At 42.9% G+C, this 16,127-nt stretch carries 10 protein-coding genes; 5 read left to right on the top strand and 5 right to left on the bottom strand.

All coding sequences use genetic code 11. The features are described from left to right. Window positions 1-257 precede the first annotated feature (257 nt). The gene (locus OCU87_RS23705) at window positions 258-7,331 is read left to right on the top strand and encodes a tandem-95 repeat protein (protein ID WP_261858715.1); all 7,074 of its coding nucleotides are present in this window, start codon (window positions 258-260) and stop codon (window positions 7,329-7,331) included. An 838-nt stretch (window positions 7,332-8,169) separates the two neighbouring features. Here OCU87_RS23705 and OCU87_RS23700 read toward each other — a convergent pair. Then, window positions 8,170-8,457, bottom strand: a complete 288-nt coding sequence (locus OCU87_RS23700) for a putative quinol monooxygenase (RefSeq protein ID WP_261858714.1) — start codon at window positions 8,455-8,457, stop codon at window positions 8,170-8,172. Window positions 8,458-8,718: 261 nt separating this feature from the next. Beyond that, window positions 8,719-8,898 (bottom strand): MerR family transcriptional regulator, encoded by a 180-nt coding sequence (locus tag OCU87_RS23695; RefSeq protein ID WP_261858713.1) that lies wholly within the window; start codon window positions 8,896-8,898, stop codon window positions 8,719-8,721. Window positions 8,899-9,249: 351 nt separating this feature from the next. On the opposite strand from OCU87_RS23695, the gene OCU87_RS23690 reads away from it, so the two are divergent. Further along, window positions 9,250-9,906 (top strand): class I SAM-dependent methyltransferase, encoded by a 657-nt coding sequence (locus tag OCU87_RS23690; RefSeq protein WP_261858712.1) that lies wholly within the window; start codon window positions 9,250-9,252, stop codon window positions 9,904-9,906. 293 nt (window positions 9,907-10,199) lie between these two features. On the opposite strand, the gene OCU87_RS23685 is transcribed toward OCU87_RS23690, so the two are convergent. Then, window positions 10,200-10,733 carry a zinc-ribbon domain-containing protein gene (locus tag OCU87_RS23685; RefSeq protein ID WP_261858711.1) on the bottom strand — a complete coding sequence of 178 codons (534 nt, stop codon included), beginning with the start codon at window positions 10,731-10,733 and terminating at the stop codon, window positions 10,200-10,202. A gap of 340 nt (window positions 10,734-11,073) precedes the next feature. Here OCU87_RS23685 and OCU87_RS23680 point away from each other — a divergent pair, with 340 nt between their 5' ends. From OCU87_RS23680 to OCU87_RS23670, 3 genes are all read left to right on the top strand, one after another. Beyond that, complete coding sequence (locus OCU87_RS23680) at window positions 11,074-11,733, top strand: hypothetical protein (protein WP_261858710.1); 660 nt, start codon at window positions 11,074-11,076, stop codon at window positions 11,731-11,733. Window positions 11,734-12,132: 399 nt separating this feature from the next. Next, the gene (locus tag OCU87_RS23675) at window positions 12,133-13,041 is read left to right on the top strand and encodes a lipase family alpha/beta hydrolase (protein ID WP_261859359.1); all 909 of its coding nucleotides are present in this window, start codon (window positions 12,133-12,135) and stop codon (window positions 13,039-13,041) included. A gap of 5 nt (window positions 13,042-13,046) precedes the next feature. After that, complete coding sequence (locus tag OCU87_RS23670; protein ID WP_261858709.1) at window positions 13,047-13,904, top strand: lipase secretion chaperone; 858 nt, start codon at window positions 13,047-13,049, stop codon at window positions 13,902-13,904. A 24-nt stretch (window positions 13,905-13,928) separates the two neighbouring features. Here the strand turns inward: OCU87_RS23670 and OCU87_RS23665 are convergent, their stop codons facing one another. Next, window positions 13,929-14,630 carry a lipoate--protein ligase family protein gene (locus tag OCU87_RS23665; protein ID WP_261858708.1) on the bottom strand — a complete coding sequence of 234 codons (702 nt, stop codon included), beginning with the start codon at window positions 14,628-14,630 and terminating at the stop codon, window positions 13,929-13,931. 12 nt (window positions 14,631-14,642) lie between these two features. Further along, the gene (locus tag OCU87_RS23660) at window positions 14,643-15,929 is read right to left on the bottom strand and encodes a polysaccharide biosynthesis protein (RefSeq protein WP_261858707.1); all 1,287 of its coding nucleotides are present in this window, start codon (window positions 15,927-15,929) and stop codon (window positions 14,643-14,645) included. Window positions 15,930-16,127 lie beyond the last annotated feature (198 nt).

The raw sequence follows: 16,127 nt of genomic DNA, 5'->3' as shown, positions 1-16,127 counted from the left end.
TTTCCTCTACTCATAATGTATGGTCTAGCTTTGGCTATATTTCAAGGCAAGTTCTGTGGTTGCATTATCATTTGTTGATCAATATCTCATCTCTGTGAGTGTCGTTTTTTTGACGGTAAGTGTGCGTAACTTCTAGCTTTTGTTATTTATTTGGCTTTTGGTGTTTAGATATTTGCTAAAGCAATAAGGGTGTTCTTAATTTTATAAAGGGAAATTTACTTTGTATGCGAACACTGACATGAGCACGGAGGCCAGTGATGGCAAAGAACAAGCATCAAGACAAGCATGACGCGAAAGACAACACACTCAATGATGCGGTTGAACACAATGCGACGCCAGATGAAAGCACCGATGAACACCGTGCTCAGGACAGGCAAAATCAGCAAAGTACCATGGCGTCTACAACGGCAACGGGGGCTGAGTCGGCCGATCAAAACACCCAAGCAAACATGGTTTCCGATGATGGTGCTGGTGCCGCTAAACAGAGTGGTCGAAGTGGGCAGCGTCGCGCACAAGAGAGCCAGTCAAAAGATGAAGACCCAAGCGGGCCGCGCAGTGGTGACAATCAAGGTGAAACGCCAGCGTTAGATAATGGCCGAGAAGGTGAAGAGATTGGTGGTGGCGGTGGAGTGGGAGCGCAGGCTGTTGGAGGTGGTAGTTCGCGTGGTGAACGTGCGAGGAGTGATGAATCATCAGCAGAACAAAATCAAGCCTCGCAACAAGGTGCAGATCAACAGTCGGGGGCAGGAGGTGGCGTAAGTCCTGCCACTGCAGAATCGAAGGCCGAAGATTTTGATACGGCAACCACCAGTGAAACCTTCCAAGTTGATGTTGCCAATGCCCAAACCAAAGAGCTCGCTGTTGAAGACGATTTCGATACTGAAACCGTCTCGCAAACCTTCGAAATTCAAGTTGAGAATGTGAATGATGCGGCGGTGGTGACTGATACCCTCATTGAAGGTACAGAAGACACTAGCATTACCTTCACCCAAGAAATGTTGCTTGAAAATGCCACTGACATTGATAGTGATCAGCTGACTGCGGTGAATCTGAGTATTGATCCCGCGTTTGGTGACGTCGTTGATAATAAAGATGGCACATTTACTTTCACACCAGCCGATGATTACAACGGTGAGGTGCCATTTACCTTCGATGTGGATGACAACGATGGCGCAGTGACCCCAGCTGCTGGCAAGGTCGATCTTGCCGCCGTCAATGATGCCGCCACAGTATCAGAGACCGTGATTGAGGGTGACGAAGATAATACGGTTCACTTCACGCAAGCGATGCTGCTGCAAAATGCATCGGATGTCGATAGTACAAACCTGACTGCACTAAATCTCCAGATTGATGAGCAATACGGTAGCTTAGTTGATAATAAAGATGGCACCTTTACCTTTACGCCAACTGAAGATTACAACGGTGATGTACCTTTCACTTTTGATGTTGACGATAACGACGGTGCTGTTACCTCGGCAACGGGCAACGTTAACCTTGCCGCGGTTAATGACGCGCCAGTATTGGCTGAAACATCCTATCTGGTGAACGAAGATGGTTCGATTAAAATTACCGAAGCCTCTTTGATCGATAATGCCACAGATGTTGATGGCGATGCGTTATCTGTCGTTAAGATCACCGCAGATGAAAACGGCCACATAGAACAAAATCTAGACGGTGATTGGATCTATACGCCTAACCCAGATTACAGCGGTGATGCCAACCTCACAATAGTGATTAACGATGGCACCGTTGATGCTGAGTTTACGGCACCAGTGACCATCACCCCAGATGCCGATGAACCTTCGTTAACGGTGTCGTTAACCGATATGACGTTAGTGGAGTATGGGCAAGGGTATGATAGTGCACTAACAGGTTGGCATACCGACAACGCCAACAATGCGATCGAAATCCACCAAGATTATGTCTACGGTGTGGGGGATAACCGTGGCGGTGTGATTGAGTTGGAAGCCAATCGTGGTGATGAATCGAATTTATATACGACACTCGATGTTAAAGAGGGTGACGTTGTCACGTTAGAGTTCGATATGTCTGCTCGCTTGCAATATGAAGGAACAGACTCTCAGGTTGATGTGTACTTTGAAGGGCAGCTTGTTGATACCTTGATTGAAGATGATGCGGGTTGGCATCACCATAGTTATCAATTTACCGCGACAGAAGATAACCCTCGATTAGAATTTGATTCGCCAGACGACAATAGTTTGGGGGGCTTGTTGGATGCGATCAGCATAGAAAAAGTGATCAGCGAAGATCAAGCTGTGCCGATTAACCTCGATGCTTCACTAACCGATACTGACGGCTCTGAATCTTTACAATCATTGGTGATCGACGGCTTGCCTGATGGCGCAACGCTAACTGACGGTGTGAATACCTTTACGGCTAGTGAAGATGGTGATAGCACCGATGTGGCTGGGTGGGATGTAAGCCAACTGATATTCCAAGGTGCAGAACACTTTAATGGCGATGTTGCATTAACTATTTCTGCTATCTCTGTCGAAAGCAGTACCTTGCAAACGGATTCGCCTGAAACGGCAACTACCACGACGACGCTTGATTTTCATGTTACAGCGGTGAACGATCCCGTTGTTATTGATGAAAATAGCCCACTGCAATTCAATACCCTCGAAGACAGTGAAATTATCATCACTGAAGCAGCATTACTGGCCAATGCGAGTGATGCTGATGGTGATAACCTAATGGTGACTAACCTTCAGGTTGATAATGCCAGCTTCAAAACGGTGATAGACAGCGAAACAGGTGATAAATCTTTCGTTGTTACGCCAAATACTGATGTGAATGGTGATTTGTCGATCAGCTTTAATGTCAGTGATGACAACGGCAGCGTGGTGTCATCGGATGCGAGTTTGGTCGTTGCCGCGGTGAACGATGCTGCCAAGGTAGATGACCAAGCCTTCACCATGAATGAAGATGGCTCGTTAACCTTTACAGATAAGGATTTGTTAGCAGGAGCGACAGACGTTGATGGTGATGATCTAACGGTTGAGTCGGTGAATTATAACGGCGCTGATGGTGTCTTTACTGATCATGGCAACGGCAGCTATACCTTTGCCCCTAACGAGAACTTTAACGGTGAGGTGGATTTAAGCTTTGCTGTGAATGACGGCACCATTTCTACGCCTGCCAATATCGATATTACCGTCGATGCGGTTAACGATATCCCTGTGGCAGGAACGACGACCTATTCGGTTGATGAAGACGGTATTTTAACCTTCAATGACAAACAACTACTAGCCAACAGCAGTGATGTCGAAGGTGGGGTCAGTATCGCTGACGTGAGTTATAGCGGCGAAGATGGCATCCTGACAAATCATGGCGATGGCAGTTATTCGTTTGCACCCAATGCCAATTTTGATGGTGACGTTGCGATTGATGTGACCGTCAAAGATGAAGAAGGGGCAACGGCGACAACAACGGCGAATGTTGATGTACTGGCGATAAACGACAGCCCCGTAGTCAGCAGCAATGTTGCCTACAGTGTGGATGAAGATGGCAGTATTACACTCAGCCAAGCCCAGCTTTTAATGCATACCACAGATATTGATAGCAGCGAAACCTTAGTGGCAGAGAACCTACAGCTAGAGGCCTTTGGTCAGGTCACTGCGAACGAAGATGGATCATTTACGATCGTACCAGCGGAGAACTTTAATGGCGATTTAGATCTAACCTTTGACGTAACCGATGGTGAATACACGGTTTCGACTGGCTTAGATCTAACAGTCAACCCAGTCAATGATCCTGTGGTGGCGAAAGATGATGATCGCCTAGATGGTTCAGATCCTATGATCCGTCTAGATGCAGCCCCTGAGCATGGCTCGGTACAGTATCAAACTGAAGAGGGTGAATGGGCTGATATGGTTGTTGGCATTGAATATCCAGCCGATACCCAAGTGCAGTTCACGCCCAATACCGAAGAAATCCAAGCTGATACCCGCGATATTCGTATTGGTAGCTTTGATAGCAATACCGATACCAAAGTTTTTGATGGCAAAGCCAAAGTAGAAGATTGGGGGGCAGTCGATGGCGATACCGCTGTTTATCAAGAAGATGGTGTGACTGTTACCACTCAAGTGAATACAGGTGAATTAGCCGCATGGAATGGAGCGGGTAGCCATGTGGGTGCTGGAATAGGTAATCAAAGCCGCCAAGGGTTAGATACCAATGAATTGCTGACAGTGACGGTCGAAGGGGAAGACGTAAACCAAATTACTTTCCAATTAGATGGTCTTGGTGGCTATTTTGATGAAACCAGTCGTCATGCAACCGAAGTGATGATTAAAGCCTATGATTCTGATGGCAATATAATAGATGCACAAGGGGGCTATCGCGAGTCGGGTGAATACCAAGATGAATACGTATTTACCACAGATGTGCCAGTGCACCACTTTACACTAGGAACAACAGGCAGTAACGGCACCTATGTGGTGCAGAATATGACGGTGTCTCGTACTATGTCTGAAGAGATTCAGATGACGACGATCCAACCCGATGGCAGTGAAGTGACACATGCCATGAATTTGGATCTGAATTACAGTACCGCAGATCAAACTCTGGATGTGACCGATCAACTTGTTGAAGTCAAAGAAGGCATCCATTCACGCGCCATTGAAGTTGAAGAAGATGGCCAGTTAGTGATCGATCCCGCTGATCTCTTACTGAATGATACTGATGTAGATGGTGATACCTTAACGATCGTGGGGGTTGAAGCGACAGATGATACTCACGGTAAGGTACATCTTGATGACGATGGTAATGTCGTCTTTACACCAGAACCTGATTACAACGGTCCAGCCTCGTTCACCTATACCGTCTCTGATGGTAATGGCTCGACGGATACAGCGACAGTGTCTGTTGATGTTACTCCGGTTGAAGACGAACCTGTCGCACCTAACTTGAGCTTCAATGTCGATGAAGATCAAGTGCTAGTGATAGACCCTGCTTATATCCTCAAACAAGCCAGCGATGCTGATGGTGACAAACTGACGTTAGAAGATCTGTCATTAAAACAGCCGCCTAATGGTCAATTACAGCTTCAGCAAGATGGGATGTACCACCTTATTACGCCGCCTGATTTTAATGGTTTAATTGAGCTAAATTACACAGTGTCTGATGGCGATGATAAAACCGAAGGCGCAATGAAGGTGGATGTACTGCCTGTTAATGATGCGCCATTTAGCAGCGGTAACGCTCACCTAACGACCCATGAAGATGGCGCTTTTACCTTTAACGCTAACGATATGCTGGATCTGTTTGGTGATATTGACGGTGATGATCTGGTGATCTCTCGCATTATTACAGCCGAAGGAGAAGAAGGTGGAAAGGTTGAACAAAATGAAGATGGTAGTTGGACCTTTACCCCCGCAGAGGATTATTCAGGCACGGCTGAGCTACAAGTTGAAGTAAAAGACCCTGATGGTTTAACCGCCATGTTAGAGATGCCTGTTTATGTACGTCCTGTCGCTGACGGTGCGGTGATCACGACGGATCATCAAGGGCCACTCGTTTTTGACGAAGATTCCTCGGGTTTACTTGGCTTAAATGTTGAGATGATCGACGCATCAGAAGAACTGAGTCACTTGGTGATTACTGGCTTCCCTGTCGGGTTTGAAGTGTCTGATGGTGTGAATACCATAACTATCACGGAAGAAAACCAAGTGCTTGATGTCACAACATGGAGCATGGACGATCTTTCACTTACTCCGCCTCAAGACTTTACGGGCAGCTTCTTTATCACTGTGTCGGCGACAACGGCCGATTATGGTGAAGAGTCCTCCAGCCAGGTCTCGCAACCGACCGAATCGTATGCTGATTTTGATGCCACAGCGGGTGACACCTTAGTGTTATCCATGGATGACTTACTTGCTATGGCTGATGGTATAGAGACAAGCAAAGGTGATGAGGTTGAGGGTGTTCATTTAATTGATCGCAGTCAGGGCGAGCTGGTGGATAACAATGATGGTACGTGGTCGTTTACACCTGCTGAAGGCTTCACGGGGGATGTTGATTTTGCCTATCAGGTGATAAATGATGGCAATACGATTGATGTGCAAAGCACTATCGCTGTTGCGGATCAAAAGGAGGCGACGCCAAGTAAGGGCGAGGAAGAGAAAGGGACAAGTAATGAATCACCACGGGTAGACAGTATCGCCACAACAGACCTTGATGCCGGCAATACCTTAACCTTCGATGACCGTGATCTGTTGGCACAACTATCCGATGCTAATGGCGATACGTTGAGCATTGAGTCTGTGCAGCTGATGTCAGGGCAAGGCATATTAGAAACAAAGGGTGAGGGTGAGTACAGTTTCTCGCCAGCCGAGGGATTCAACGGTGAAGCGCAAATTGCCTTTATCGCCTCTGATGGACAAGAAAGTATTCGTAGCCACTTTAATGTGAATGTCGCTGAACCTGAATCGTCATTTATGCTCAATGAACAGGGTGCGCTTGAGTTAAGCTCAAGTGATATCTTAACCTCATTGGGTCTTGATGGCAGCCTAGATGTTGCTGCAGTGGATTACCATGGTGAAGCTGGCACCTTAATCGAGGACGGTGAGGGTGGCTGGATGTTCTGGACGGATGAAGAGTTTGATGGAAACCTTGAACTTGATGTCACCACCTCAGATGGCGAAAGCAAAACGCAGCACGACTTAACCCTGACGGTGGATGAGTATCGCGATCCTGATGCTGCTCCTGAAGTAGCGCTGGCTAGCGAGCCGGAAGCAAAAGATGTCGATACGCAAACGCGGACCGCTGAGGGCGAACAAGCTGAAGGGGGCGCAGAAGATAGCCAGTCAGAAGACGCTGATCTCAATGCTGCACCAGGTGGTACGGTACGTGTCGATATCCCTGATGAGGTTGCTGATAATCCCGATGTTGATCAGGTTGAGATTAGTAACTTGCCAGAAGGGGCCACCATATCAAACGGCATTATGAATGATGATGGTTCTTATACCGTGAGCGGCGATTTATCGCGCCCTGTAACCATGACACTTTCCGATGAGCATGAAGGGACAACGACAATCAACTTTGAAGGCCAGACGGATATTGGAGAGCCTGTTGATGGCGCGACTGGTGAGATAGTTATCGATGTTGATGATGCGCATGCAATGCAGTCTGGTCAGAGCGCACAAGATAACCCACAAGGGATGCAGGGCGAGGATAGCCAAGGCGGTGATTGGACGCAGGGTGACAACAGAGATGGCGGCATAGATGTGATGGATGATAGTTCATCGTATGACAATGATGACCACTCGGCTCAGCAAGATGATCATAGCTTGGTCGACGATAATGTATAGAGACTTTATTTAAATAAGCAAATAACCAAATAAACGAAAAGCGCGCAGAAATTATTCTGTGCGCTTTTTATTTCATTATTCTAAATGAGCAAAGCACTAAAGTAGGTCACGACATTATGTTGTGGTTACCTACACTTGCTGATGAAAAGTGGTCACTATAGAGTATCACCAAGAGCGTAGAGCGTTGTTAATTTAGCTTTAGGTTGGATGTGGAGCCAAATGTGTGCGATTTATAATTTAAAGATTTTTCCACATTGCTGGCACTGGTGAATTGAGGTATAGACTAAACGTTGCCAGAAGTTGCGGCGAATGCGTTTAACTTGAGTACAGTTACATTTCATTTGAGGTATCCATTCCATATATGTTGATGCATCTAGTTTCAATTATACTTGCTGAATAGGACTTGAATACTATAACCCTAAAGTATTAATTTCCAGAAAAATATTCAATATATCAAAGTGTTGCTGAGTATTTTATAAATAGGCTACAGAGTGTACAAAATGATGTGGTTAATAAATCTAAAGTCGTTAGATTTATTGGAGCAAAACACTAATACCATAACTGCAATAAGGGTATCTTATTGAGTGTTTTGTTTTTAAAGGAATAAAAGCGGGTTCATCTGTGGTTGGAAATATATGCTCAGATCCAAAAAGTGCTTTGAAGCAGCAAATATGAATGAGTATATTCTGCAGGAATAAGATGGAAGTGAGCTGATATTTTCCAGCCTCATAAAGGTATCGGTCATAGCTTTATTCAAATTATAACCGATATAAATTGTTTTTGTTTGATATGAAACTCTACAGTGTCTAGCAAATTACTTGGTGCAATGACGGTTTGATTAACCGATTTTAGTCATTTCATTTAACGTAAATGATGCGACAGCACCCTCGGTTTCAGCCATGTAGATGGCGAGGTGGTTGTTAGCCATATGTGTTTGCCACAACTCACGTGAAGTCCAGTTTTCATAGAAGGTAAAATGTGCTGGATTTTCATTGTCTTGGTGTAAATCGTAATTGATACACCCTTCTTCTGCTCGTGTTGTATTGATGAGCTTTATAAGCTCTGATTTCACAATATCGATCTTATCGTCTTTAGCAATAATATTCGCGATAATGGTAAGGGCCATGCTGATATCCTTTAAGTGGTTGTTTATATCTATCTGTGTTGATTGCGATTGATACGGTAGATCATAGAAGGCTTTAATGAAGTGATAAATAGCGTTGAGTTTGAATAGTTATCAAAAAATAATTGAGAATAGAAGGTGATTGATTAAAAAGGTTAAGTCGTAAGCCTTGTCATGTGTGCTATGCGACGGGGTTTGGGTGACTAGTTTTGAGTGATTATAGGGTAAAGCGCGGCTCAATGACTGAACCGCACTCTATTGTTGTTAAGCTTGTGCCCAATGACGAATTGTTTTGATCTCTTCAGCATCAATGTTTATCGATTCTAAAAATGCTTGGTGCGCTTCTGGTTCCATTGTTTCGAATTGTTTATGCCAATTTTTCATGTTTTCATCTGTAAGACCTGCGGCTTTCATTATTTCAATCCAGCGTGATTTATTTAGCATGTTTAACTCCGATAGTTTGATTTAGTGACTTCAATAGATGTTTCGATTAAAGAGACGATATTGTTTAATAGGCTAGGCTGTCGTGATGAACTCAGTCAGCATCTAACGTCGTTGATCTCAACCGTTGTGAACATTCTCAACCCTTACCTCATAGGCGGGTCAACAACTGTGCGCTAATTTTTCCATTTATTTTATGGCGTATAAAAATAATCAATGGGTTATTAATTTCGCGGTGCTCATTCTTTAGCATGCTTGTTGGAGGGTATGTCTTTTTTCTTTAGCTGGTAAGATTTGATAGAACCGATATTTCAGTTAAATTTATTGATTAAGATAATAGATGATTGGCTGATAATGCATAAAGAAGCGGTAGTCGCCGGACAGGCAGTTTACACAAAGAAAGTACTTTCAATTTATGATTTGTGGGTGTTAGGATTTTCTAACCATTACTTATGGAAGTGCCCAACAACATTGATAGGTCGGAAATTTGAAGAGCTTGTTTCAATAAACCATCTCGATGTTGGCGTTGGAACAGGATATTATTTGAAAAATCACTTATCACAGGTTGAAAGAAGAGTTGGCCTAGTTGATTTAAATGAAAATAGCTTGGATTCAACAGCAAATGCCATTCAGCATTTCAAGCCAGAAATTTATCGAGCTAATGTTTTGGAACCTTTATCACTAGGCTGTGATAAATTTGATTCAATTAGCATTAATTATTTACTGCACTGCCTTCCTGGTTCATTTTCAGAAAAAGGTGTTATTTTTGAATACCTAAAAGAGGTGCTAAATGATGGTGGGATACTCTTTGGTAGTACAATACTTGGCCAAGGAGTACCAAAAAATATGTTTGCTGAAAAACTAATGAATTTCTACAATAGTAAGGGTATTTTCAGTAACTCTAATGATGATTTATCAACATTAAAGCTGGCGTTAGAAAAGAACTTTTCAAATGTGAATATTCATGTTGTTGGCTGCGTTGCACTTTTTTCTGGAATTAATAAATCATAAATTTTGCTTGTATGATCTTAATTTAATTCTAAAAACAGAAAGGTAAAGTTAGCGGGTAAGCGGATGGCTTTTATCGTCTATTTATCTGGAATAGCCTGACTGTCGATTAAAGAAATCCCAGGAAGCACTAGCAACCTGGGAGTGGTCTCATCATGATATAAGATGAAAAAGCATATGATTAACAAAGCTCTGTGATAGAGCATGTGTCGTCCATAGGACAGAGCTTAATTTACTTAATATAGTGTCATCTAGGTAGCTTCTTTAAGTATTGTTAAGTGCGCTAGAATGATTTGTTATCCCCAAATAGTTTGATTTAGCTTACTTTGATTTAACTTACTTTGAGAGCGGCACTCAGGGCATCCACCTGCGTGTCGGATATTCCCGATAGTTACCCGCCACTGATGCCCACACTTTATACATTCGTGCAAAATGGCGAAGCCAGAACCTTGGTAGTCTTCAAGAGGGCGAACGGAAAGCTCTAGACAGTTTTGTATATACTGCTCTTGGCTATGACGACAGCTGAGATTACTGCGTTGGCGTGCGCACCGAGGGCAACCGTGCCCACCACTGGTGATATTATTGGGCTTAGTGAGGAACTCATGATCGCAAATAAGACATTGATGTTTCGTTTTCTCATCGCCACCTATAAATGAGCCGAGGCGCATTATTTTACGTTCTTTCAGTCGAAAATCATGAATTTTACGCTTCATACGTATGGGCGTACATGCTTTTACTTTCCCATTGCCAGTTGCCCATTCGGGCCACCGCTTCGACCATCCATTCCCATATTCTTGCATTGCAATTGCGAGTTGACGTGAAAAATCCATTGTTCCCCCAATCTAATTTGAACCAAGATGTACTCCTATACACAAAATAGCTCCCTGCTATATGTCGCAATGTTAACTAATGATGCAACGGGGATCGAAATAGGATCTATTAGGCTGACTTAACATAAGATGTAATCAAGGTATTTATTTCCTAGTGGGGTGCTGCGTGCGAAGGTAGCTTAGGTCGTGACTATTAGTCTTGCTTACAGGTCCTTATTTTCGTATTTCAATAATTTTTTGCATAATTTAGAAAACTTGAAACAACCAACTAACTTTAATACTCACTACAGTGTGAGTGCTTTTGATGGTTGTTTTTTATTAAACTAAGTGTGTAGGATGTATGAATAAATCTAAATCAGTATTACTTATCGTAGCAGCTCTATTTTCTAGTAATATTTTAGCCGATGATAAATTAAGTGGACTATTAGAGTTTGACCATAAGTTTAATACCAGCGGTTTAGCAGAACCTGCTGTGACGGGTTATAAAGTCGGTGTAGGTTATGATGGGTTTAATGCCTCTTTCAAAAGCCTGTCCCAAAGCACAGAAACTAATTTAAGCTATCAGTTTAATAAAGACGGCTTAGTTCAGTTTACCCCTGAGCTTGAATATGAACAGAAAAATAATGCGGTGAATGTTGCTAAAGCGGGTTTGACTGTGTCAGGTAGCCCATTTGAAGGATTATTTGATAATGGTTTCCGTGTTCGTGCTGATATTGAAACTGAAAAAACGAATAGCGAACGTTCTAAACAACTTCGTTTAGATTATTATGCCGGTAAGCAGCTTGATGTTTTCTATGCGCAGGCGAAAGTGATTGGTGTGAAAGAAATGAATAACACCATAGGTAAGAACTTACACAAGGATCAGTGGGTAAACCTAGAAGCCCGAGTAACAATGACTGAATATGATTTCATGCCATTTGTGGAACTTTCGAGTGAATATTCACAAGTAACTAAAGGTTATGAAACGTACGCCAAATTGGGGGCAACATACAACTTCTAACAAGGCTTTCAGAGTAAGTCGGTCATGATTGATCGACTTGCTTATCGTTATGTAAATCTCTCGTTTGAATATTTTATAAGTGTTTTATTACTTGTGCTTTAATGTGAAAATCATATTTTTATCAAGTACACAGCAAGCAACCGCCAGCTATTTCAATTTAGCGGTCATCCTTAATGACTGGGCTTATTTGGTTGTTTATTACTCCGCGAATACTAAACTTCATTTCTTGTTATTCATTAAAAGTTAATTCTGCGACTGTATATTAAAAATGTAATTAAGATCACATTTATGTTACTTAATTATATATGCATCCAATTACATGCTAGCGTTATTTTACTCATCGGATCTCTAACAGGGAGAGTAAAATTGAAACGTTTATTAATTACTTTAATGCTTTGCATGTTACCGCTATCAAGCTACGGCAGCACGAGTGCTACAGGAGCTAGTCAAAAAGGCTATACCGCGACTAAATACCCGATTGTGTTGGTACATGGTTTATTTGGTTTTGATACGTTAGCGGGTATTGATTACTTTTATGGTATTCCCCAAGCCTTATCCAAGAGCGGCGCAAAAGTGTATGTTGCGCAAATTTCAGCGACCAATAGTACAGAACTGCGTGGTGAGCAATTACTGGCGCAAGTACAAAATGTATTAGCAATAACAGGGGCAGATAAAGTCAATTTGATTGGCCATAGTCATGGTGGACCTACTGCGCGTTATGTTGCGTCTGTTTCGCCTGAGCTCGTTGCATCGGTAACAAGTATTGGGGGAGTGAACAAAGGTTCACGTATTGCAGATATTGCGCGAGGGACCATTCCTGAAGGCTCGATTCCTGAAAGCGTTGCTGTGAAATTAGCAGAAGGATTAGTTTCGCTGATTAACTTGCTTTCTGGCGGCGGAGATTTACCACAAGATCCATTAGCGTCGCTGGCTGCGTTAACAACCCAAGGTTCATTGCAGTTCAATCAGAAATACCCAGAAGGTGTGCCAGTAACCGAGTGTGGTGAAGGCGATTATGTTGCGGCTAATGGCGTTTATTACTATTCGTGGACAGGTACCCGTAACTTTACCAATGCGTTAGATCCAACTGACGCAGCGATGGTGGTGTTAGGGTTAGCGTTTGATGAACCCAATGACGGTCTTGTCGGGCAGTGTAGTACGCATCTAGGGAAAGTGATTCGTAATGATTACAAGATGAATCACCTCGATGAAATAAACGGCCTATTAGGTGTTACTCATTTGTTCGAGACAGCGCCAACGACTTTGTATCGTCAGCACGCTAACCGCTTACAACTTCAGGGACTCTAATTACAATGAAAAAGACCGTACTGTCGCTATTATGCATTGTTGGAGTTGCCTGTGCGGTCTATTTCAACCTTGAGTCGCCGACCAAAATCACTGAAGTTCAAGTTCACTCACAACAAGATACCGATATAGATAAAGATTCGGCGCGTGATACATTTGATTACTTTCTAGCAGGGCTTGGCGAAGAAGACTTGAAGACATTAAAAGCGAATTTCTTGCGCTTCAATCAAGAACAGGCTGAGGGTTATCAGCTTGATGAGGATTTATTTAAACGCTTTATTGAATATCGTGCTGCCTTAGCTGATCTTGAATCGGGCGCTTTTCAAAACCTCGATTTTAACGCCTTGCAGCAACTCGATGATCAGTTACTTGCTTTACAACTGAGGTATTTTTCAGCCGCAGAACAGCAAACTTTGTTTGCGAATGAAAATACGATGCGTCAACTTGCGCTTATGCAGTTGAGATTAAAAGAACAATTCCAAGATAAAGAGGCCTATCAACAAGCGTGGCAACAAGAGCTTGATCAGCTCTCGCCAGATTTACAGCAAGGCTATCGTAATGCCAGCCTACTAACAGAAATTCATGATACCGAAGCATTAGATGATCAAAATCGATATTTGCAGCAGCAAGCATTAGTCGGAACTGAGGCCGCAGATAGACTGGAACAACTTCGTACTGATCGTAAAGCCTTTCAACTCAAGCTTGATAACTATTTAGCGCTTCGTGCTGAAATTTCCGCGGATCACAACCTTGATGCAGACGCACAGCTGACTGCAATTGACGAACTTCGCCATCAGACATTTTCTGCTGACCAACAGCGTCGTGTACGAGCCTTAGAATCGATGGATAATTCCCCTAAGAGTTAGCATGGTATTACCGAAAAGATGACATTATGCATACTTGATGAAAGCTTGGCTTAGCTGCTGAAAGAGTGAATCAACATTCGGTGGCGTGAGTAGATGTGAGTACAAAGGAGTATGAACTTTTGCGTCAACCACAGTTGAATTCCCACAAACTTGGTTATAAAAGTTCACGGGGACAACGATGTCTTCTAAGTCGACATCAAGCAAAATACAGGCTTGAGAAAGTACGATTTGCCCACCGCCTTTTTTGAGTAAAACACGCTGGGCGGTTCCCACTACTTTTTGTTTATTGATATTAAGGTTGTAGTCACCATCACAGTACGACCCTGGTGTTGCGTGAATATCTACGTCTACACCAAGCCCTTTAAAAAACAGGGTTAGAACATGACACAACTGCAAGTAAGCTTTCTGAATATTGTAAGGTTCCTTGCTGGGCCAATGATAAATGTGCGACAGATTAATGATCCCCGGTAATTGGGGAACAGGTGCTCCACCTGTTTTTCGTGATGTGAGTTGCCAGCCTTGTGCAGCTAACAGTTGTTTAGATTGCTCGGTAACGGGCCATTTATTACCTGCGGGCAAAACAAGCGTGGGTGATTTTGCTTGCCAAAGTAATAGGGCTTGCGCGATATCACCCGCCTGAATTTGCTGTAATAACGCATCTTCTTTTTCAAAAGCACGAGCAACATCAATGTGTGGGTAATGTACGAGCTTGTTAGTTAACTTCAATGCGTTTTTCCTCTACAGCTGTGCTTGTTGTCGCAATATTTTGCGTTCAGCGATGGTTGATAAGATAAACATCATCATATAACCCAATCCTAGCGCTGCAATAATAGCGACGATATTATTGGTAAAGAGTGATAAACCATAATAACCAATAACCAAACTAACAATACCACTTAGGCGAATAAGTAGACTCTGTGTAAAGTGACCATGTGCTTTAATGTAGGCGAGTTGGTATGCGTTAAGCATCATGAAAATAAAGAAAATTGAAAAATGAAATAAGACAGGTACTGCGCCAATATATTCTGCGGGGAACACCCAAAGGACAATTGGTTTTGCCCACATCAGCATGATGCCAAAAAATATGGCTGAGACAATAAAGGCCAGTTTGAATACCCATTTACGAATTAATGTAATTTGTTCATGCTGCTTGTTACGGACACAAACGGCCAGTTCTGGCAGCACAAAACGGTAGATAGGGAAGACAAACAACATGGTCATGTAGGTGAAAATAGGGCGAACCACCACCTGAAAATCACCGAGTTCATCAATACTAAAATGGCTGATGGTCAGTAGTACCGTGATATATATCATTAAGATACTGGCGCCTGCTTCGAGCGAGGCCGTAAAGCTTTTTTTGACATAATTGATCAGTGTTGGATCTAGCTGAACGGTAGAAAGCGGTTTGGTTGCTATCTCTTTTCTTCGGCGAATATACATAAATCCAGCAACGGCGAGTGAAGATAGAGTCATGCTATAAAAGAGCGAAGAAAGCGGATTTAACCCGACACCGTAGAAACAGAATAAGAACAGTACGGCATTTGCTAATGGGTCTAACCAGGTGACTTTGTTGGAAATGCTGTAAAGCCGATACATGGCTACAAGGTTGGTGAAGTAGACCTTTAGCCCCATACTAAAGATGATCCCAACCAACTGAAAATAGCTAACGTTGATATTAAGCTCATGTTTAATATAAGGGATCACTAGCCCCCAAGTGATGAGAACCATAGTGATTAAACTAAAGCGGAAGATATTAATAATGTCGCGATCATTTTGGGTTTGGCTATAACTGACCACCATAGATGATCGAAAGCCTGTCATTAGGATCAGTGACAAGGAAATAATATCTACCACACTATGGAATAGTGCGAGATCTTCTTTAGCGACCCATTGAGCAAGCCAAATTTTAAAGAAAAAACCTATTGATATGCTGGCGAGCGTTGCCCAAATTCCAGCAATAAATGCTCGCTTGAGTCGAGTTAGCGTATCTTCTTGTGGTGAATCTTGTGTGGCTATCTTATCCATTTTACTGACGATATTAACAATGATGATTAGATACTACTTGATTCATCATGCTAGGTACTACTGATGCAACACTAAAAGTGAAAAATAATTATTCGCATTTGGTGTTGTGCAAGGTGAACTTATCACAGGCAATTGCGCAAGAATCGGGTTGAGGAATGAAAGGGCTTCATTCACAGTTAGCTATAACGCTACCAAGGG

The sequence above is a fragment of the Photobacterium sanguinicancri genome (assembly GCF_024346675.1).
Lineage (GTDB): Bacteria > Pseudomonadota > Gammaproteobacteria > Enterobacterales > Vibrionaceae > Photobacterium > Photobacterium sanguinicancri.
The sequence above is the reverse complement of the archived record's forward strand: the minus strand, read 5'-3'. Positions and strand labels throughout refer to the sequence as shown.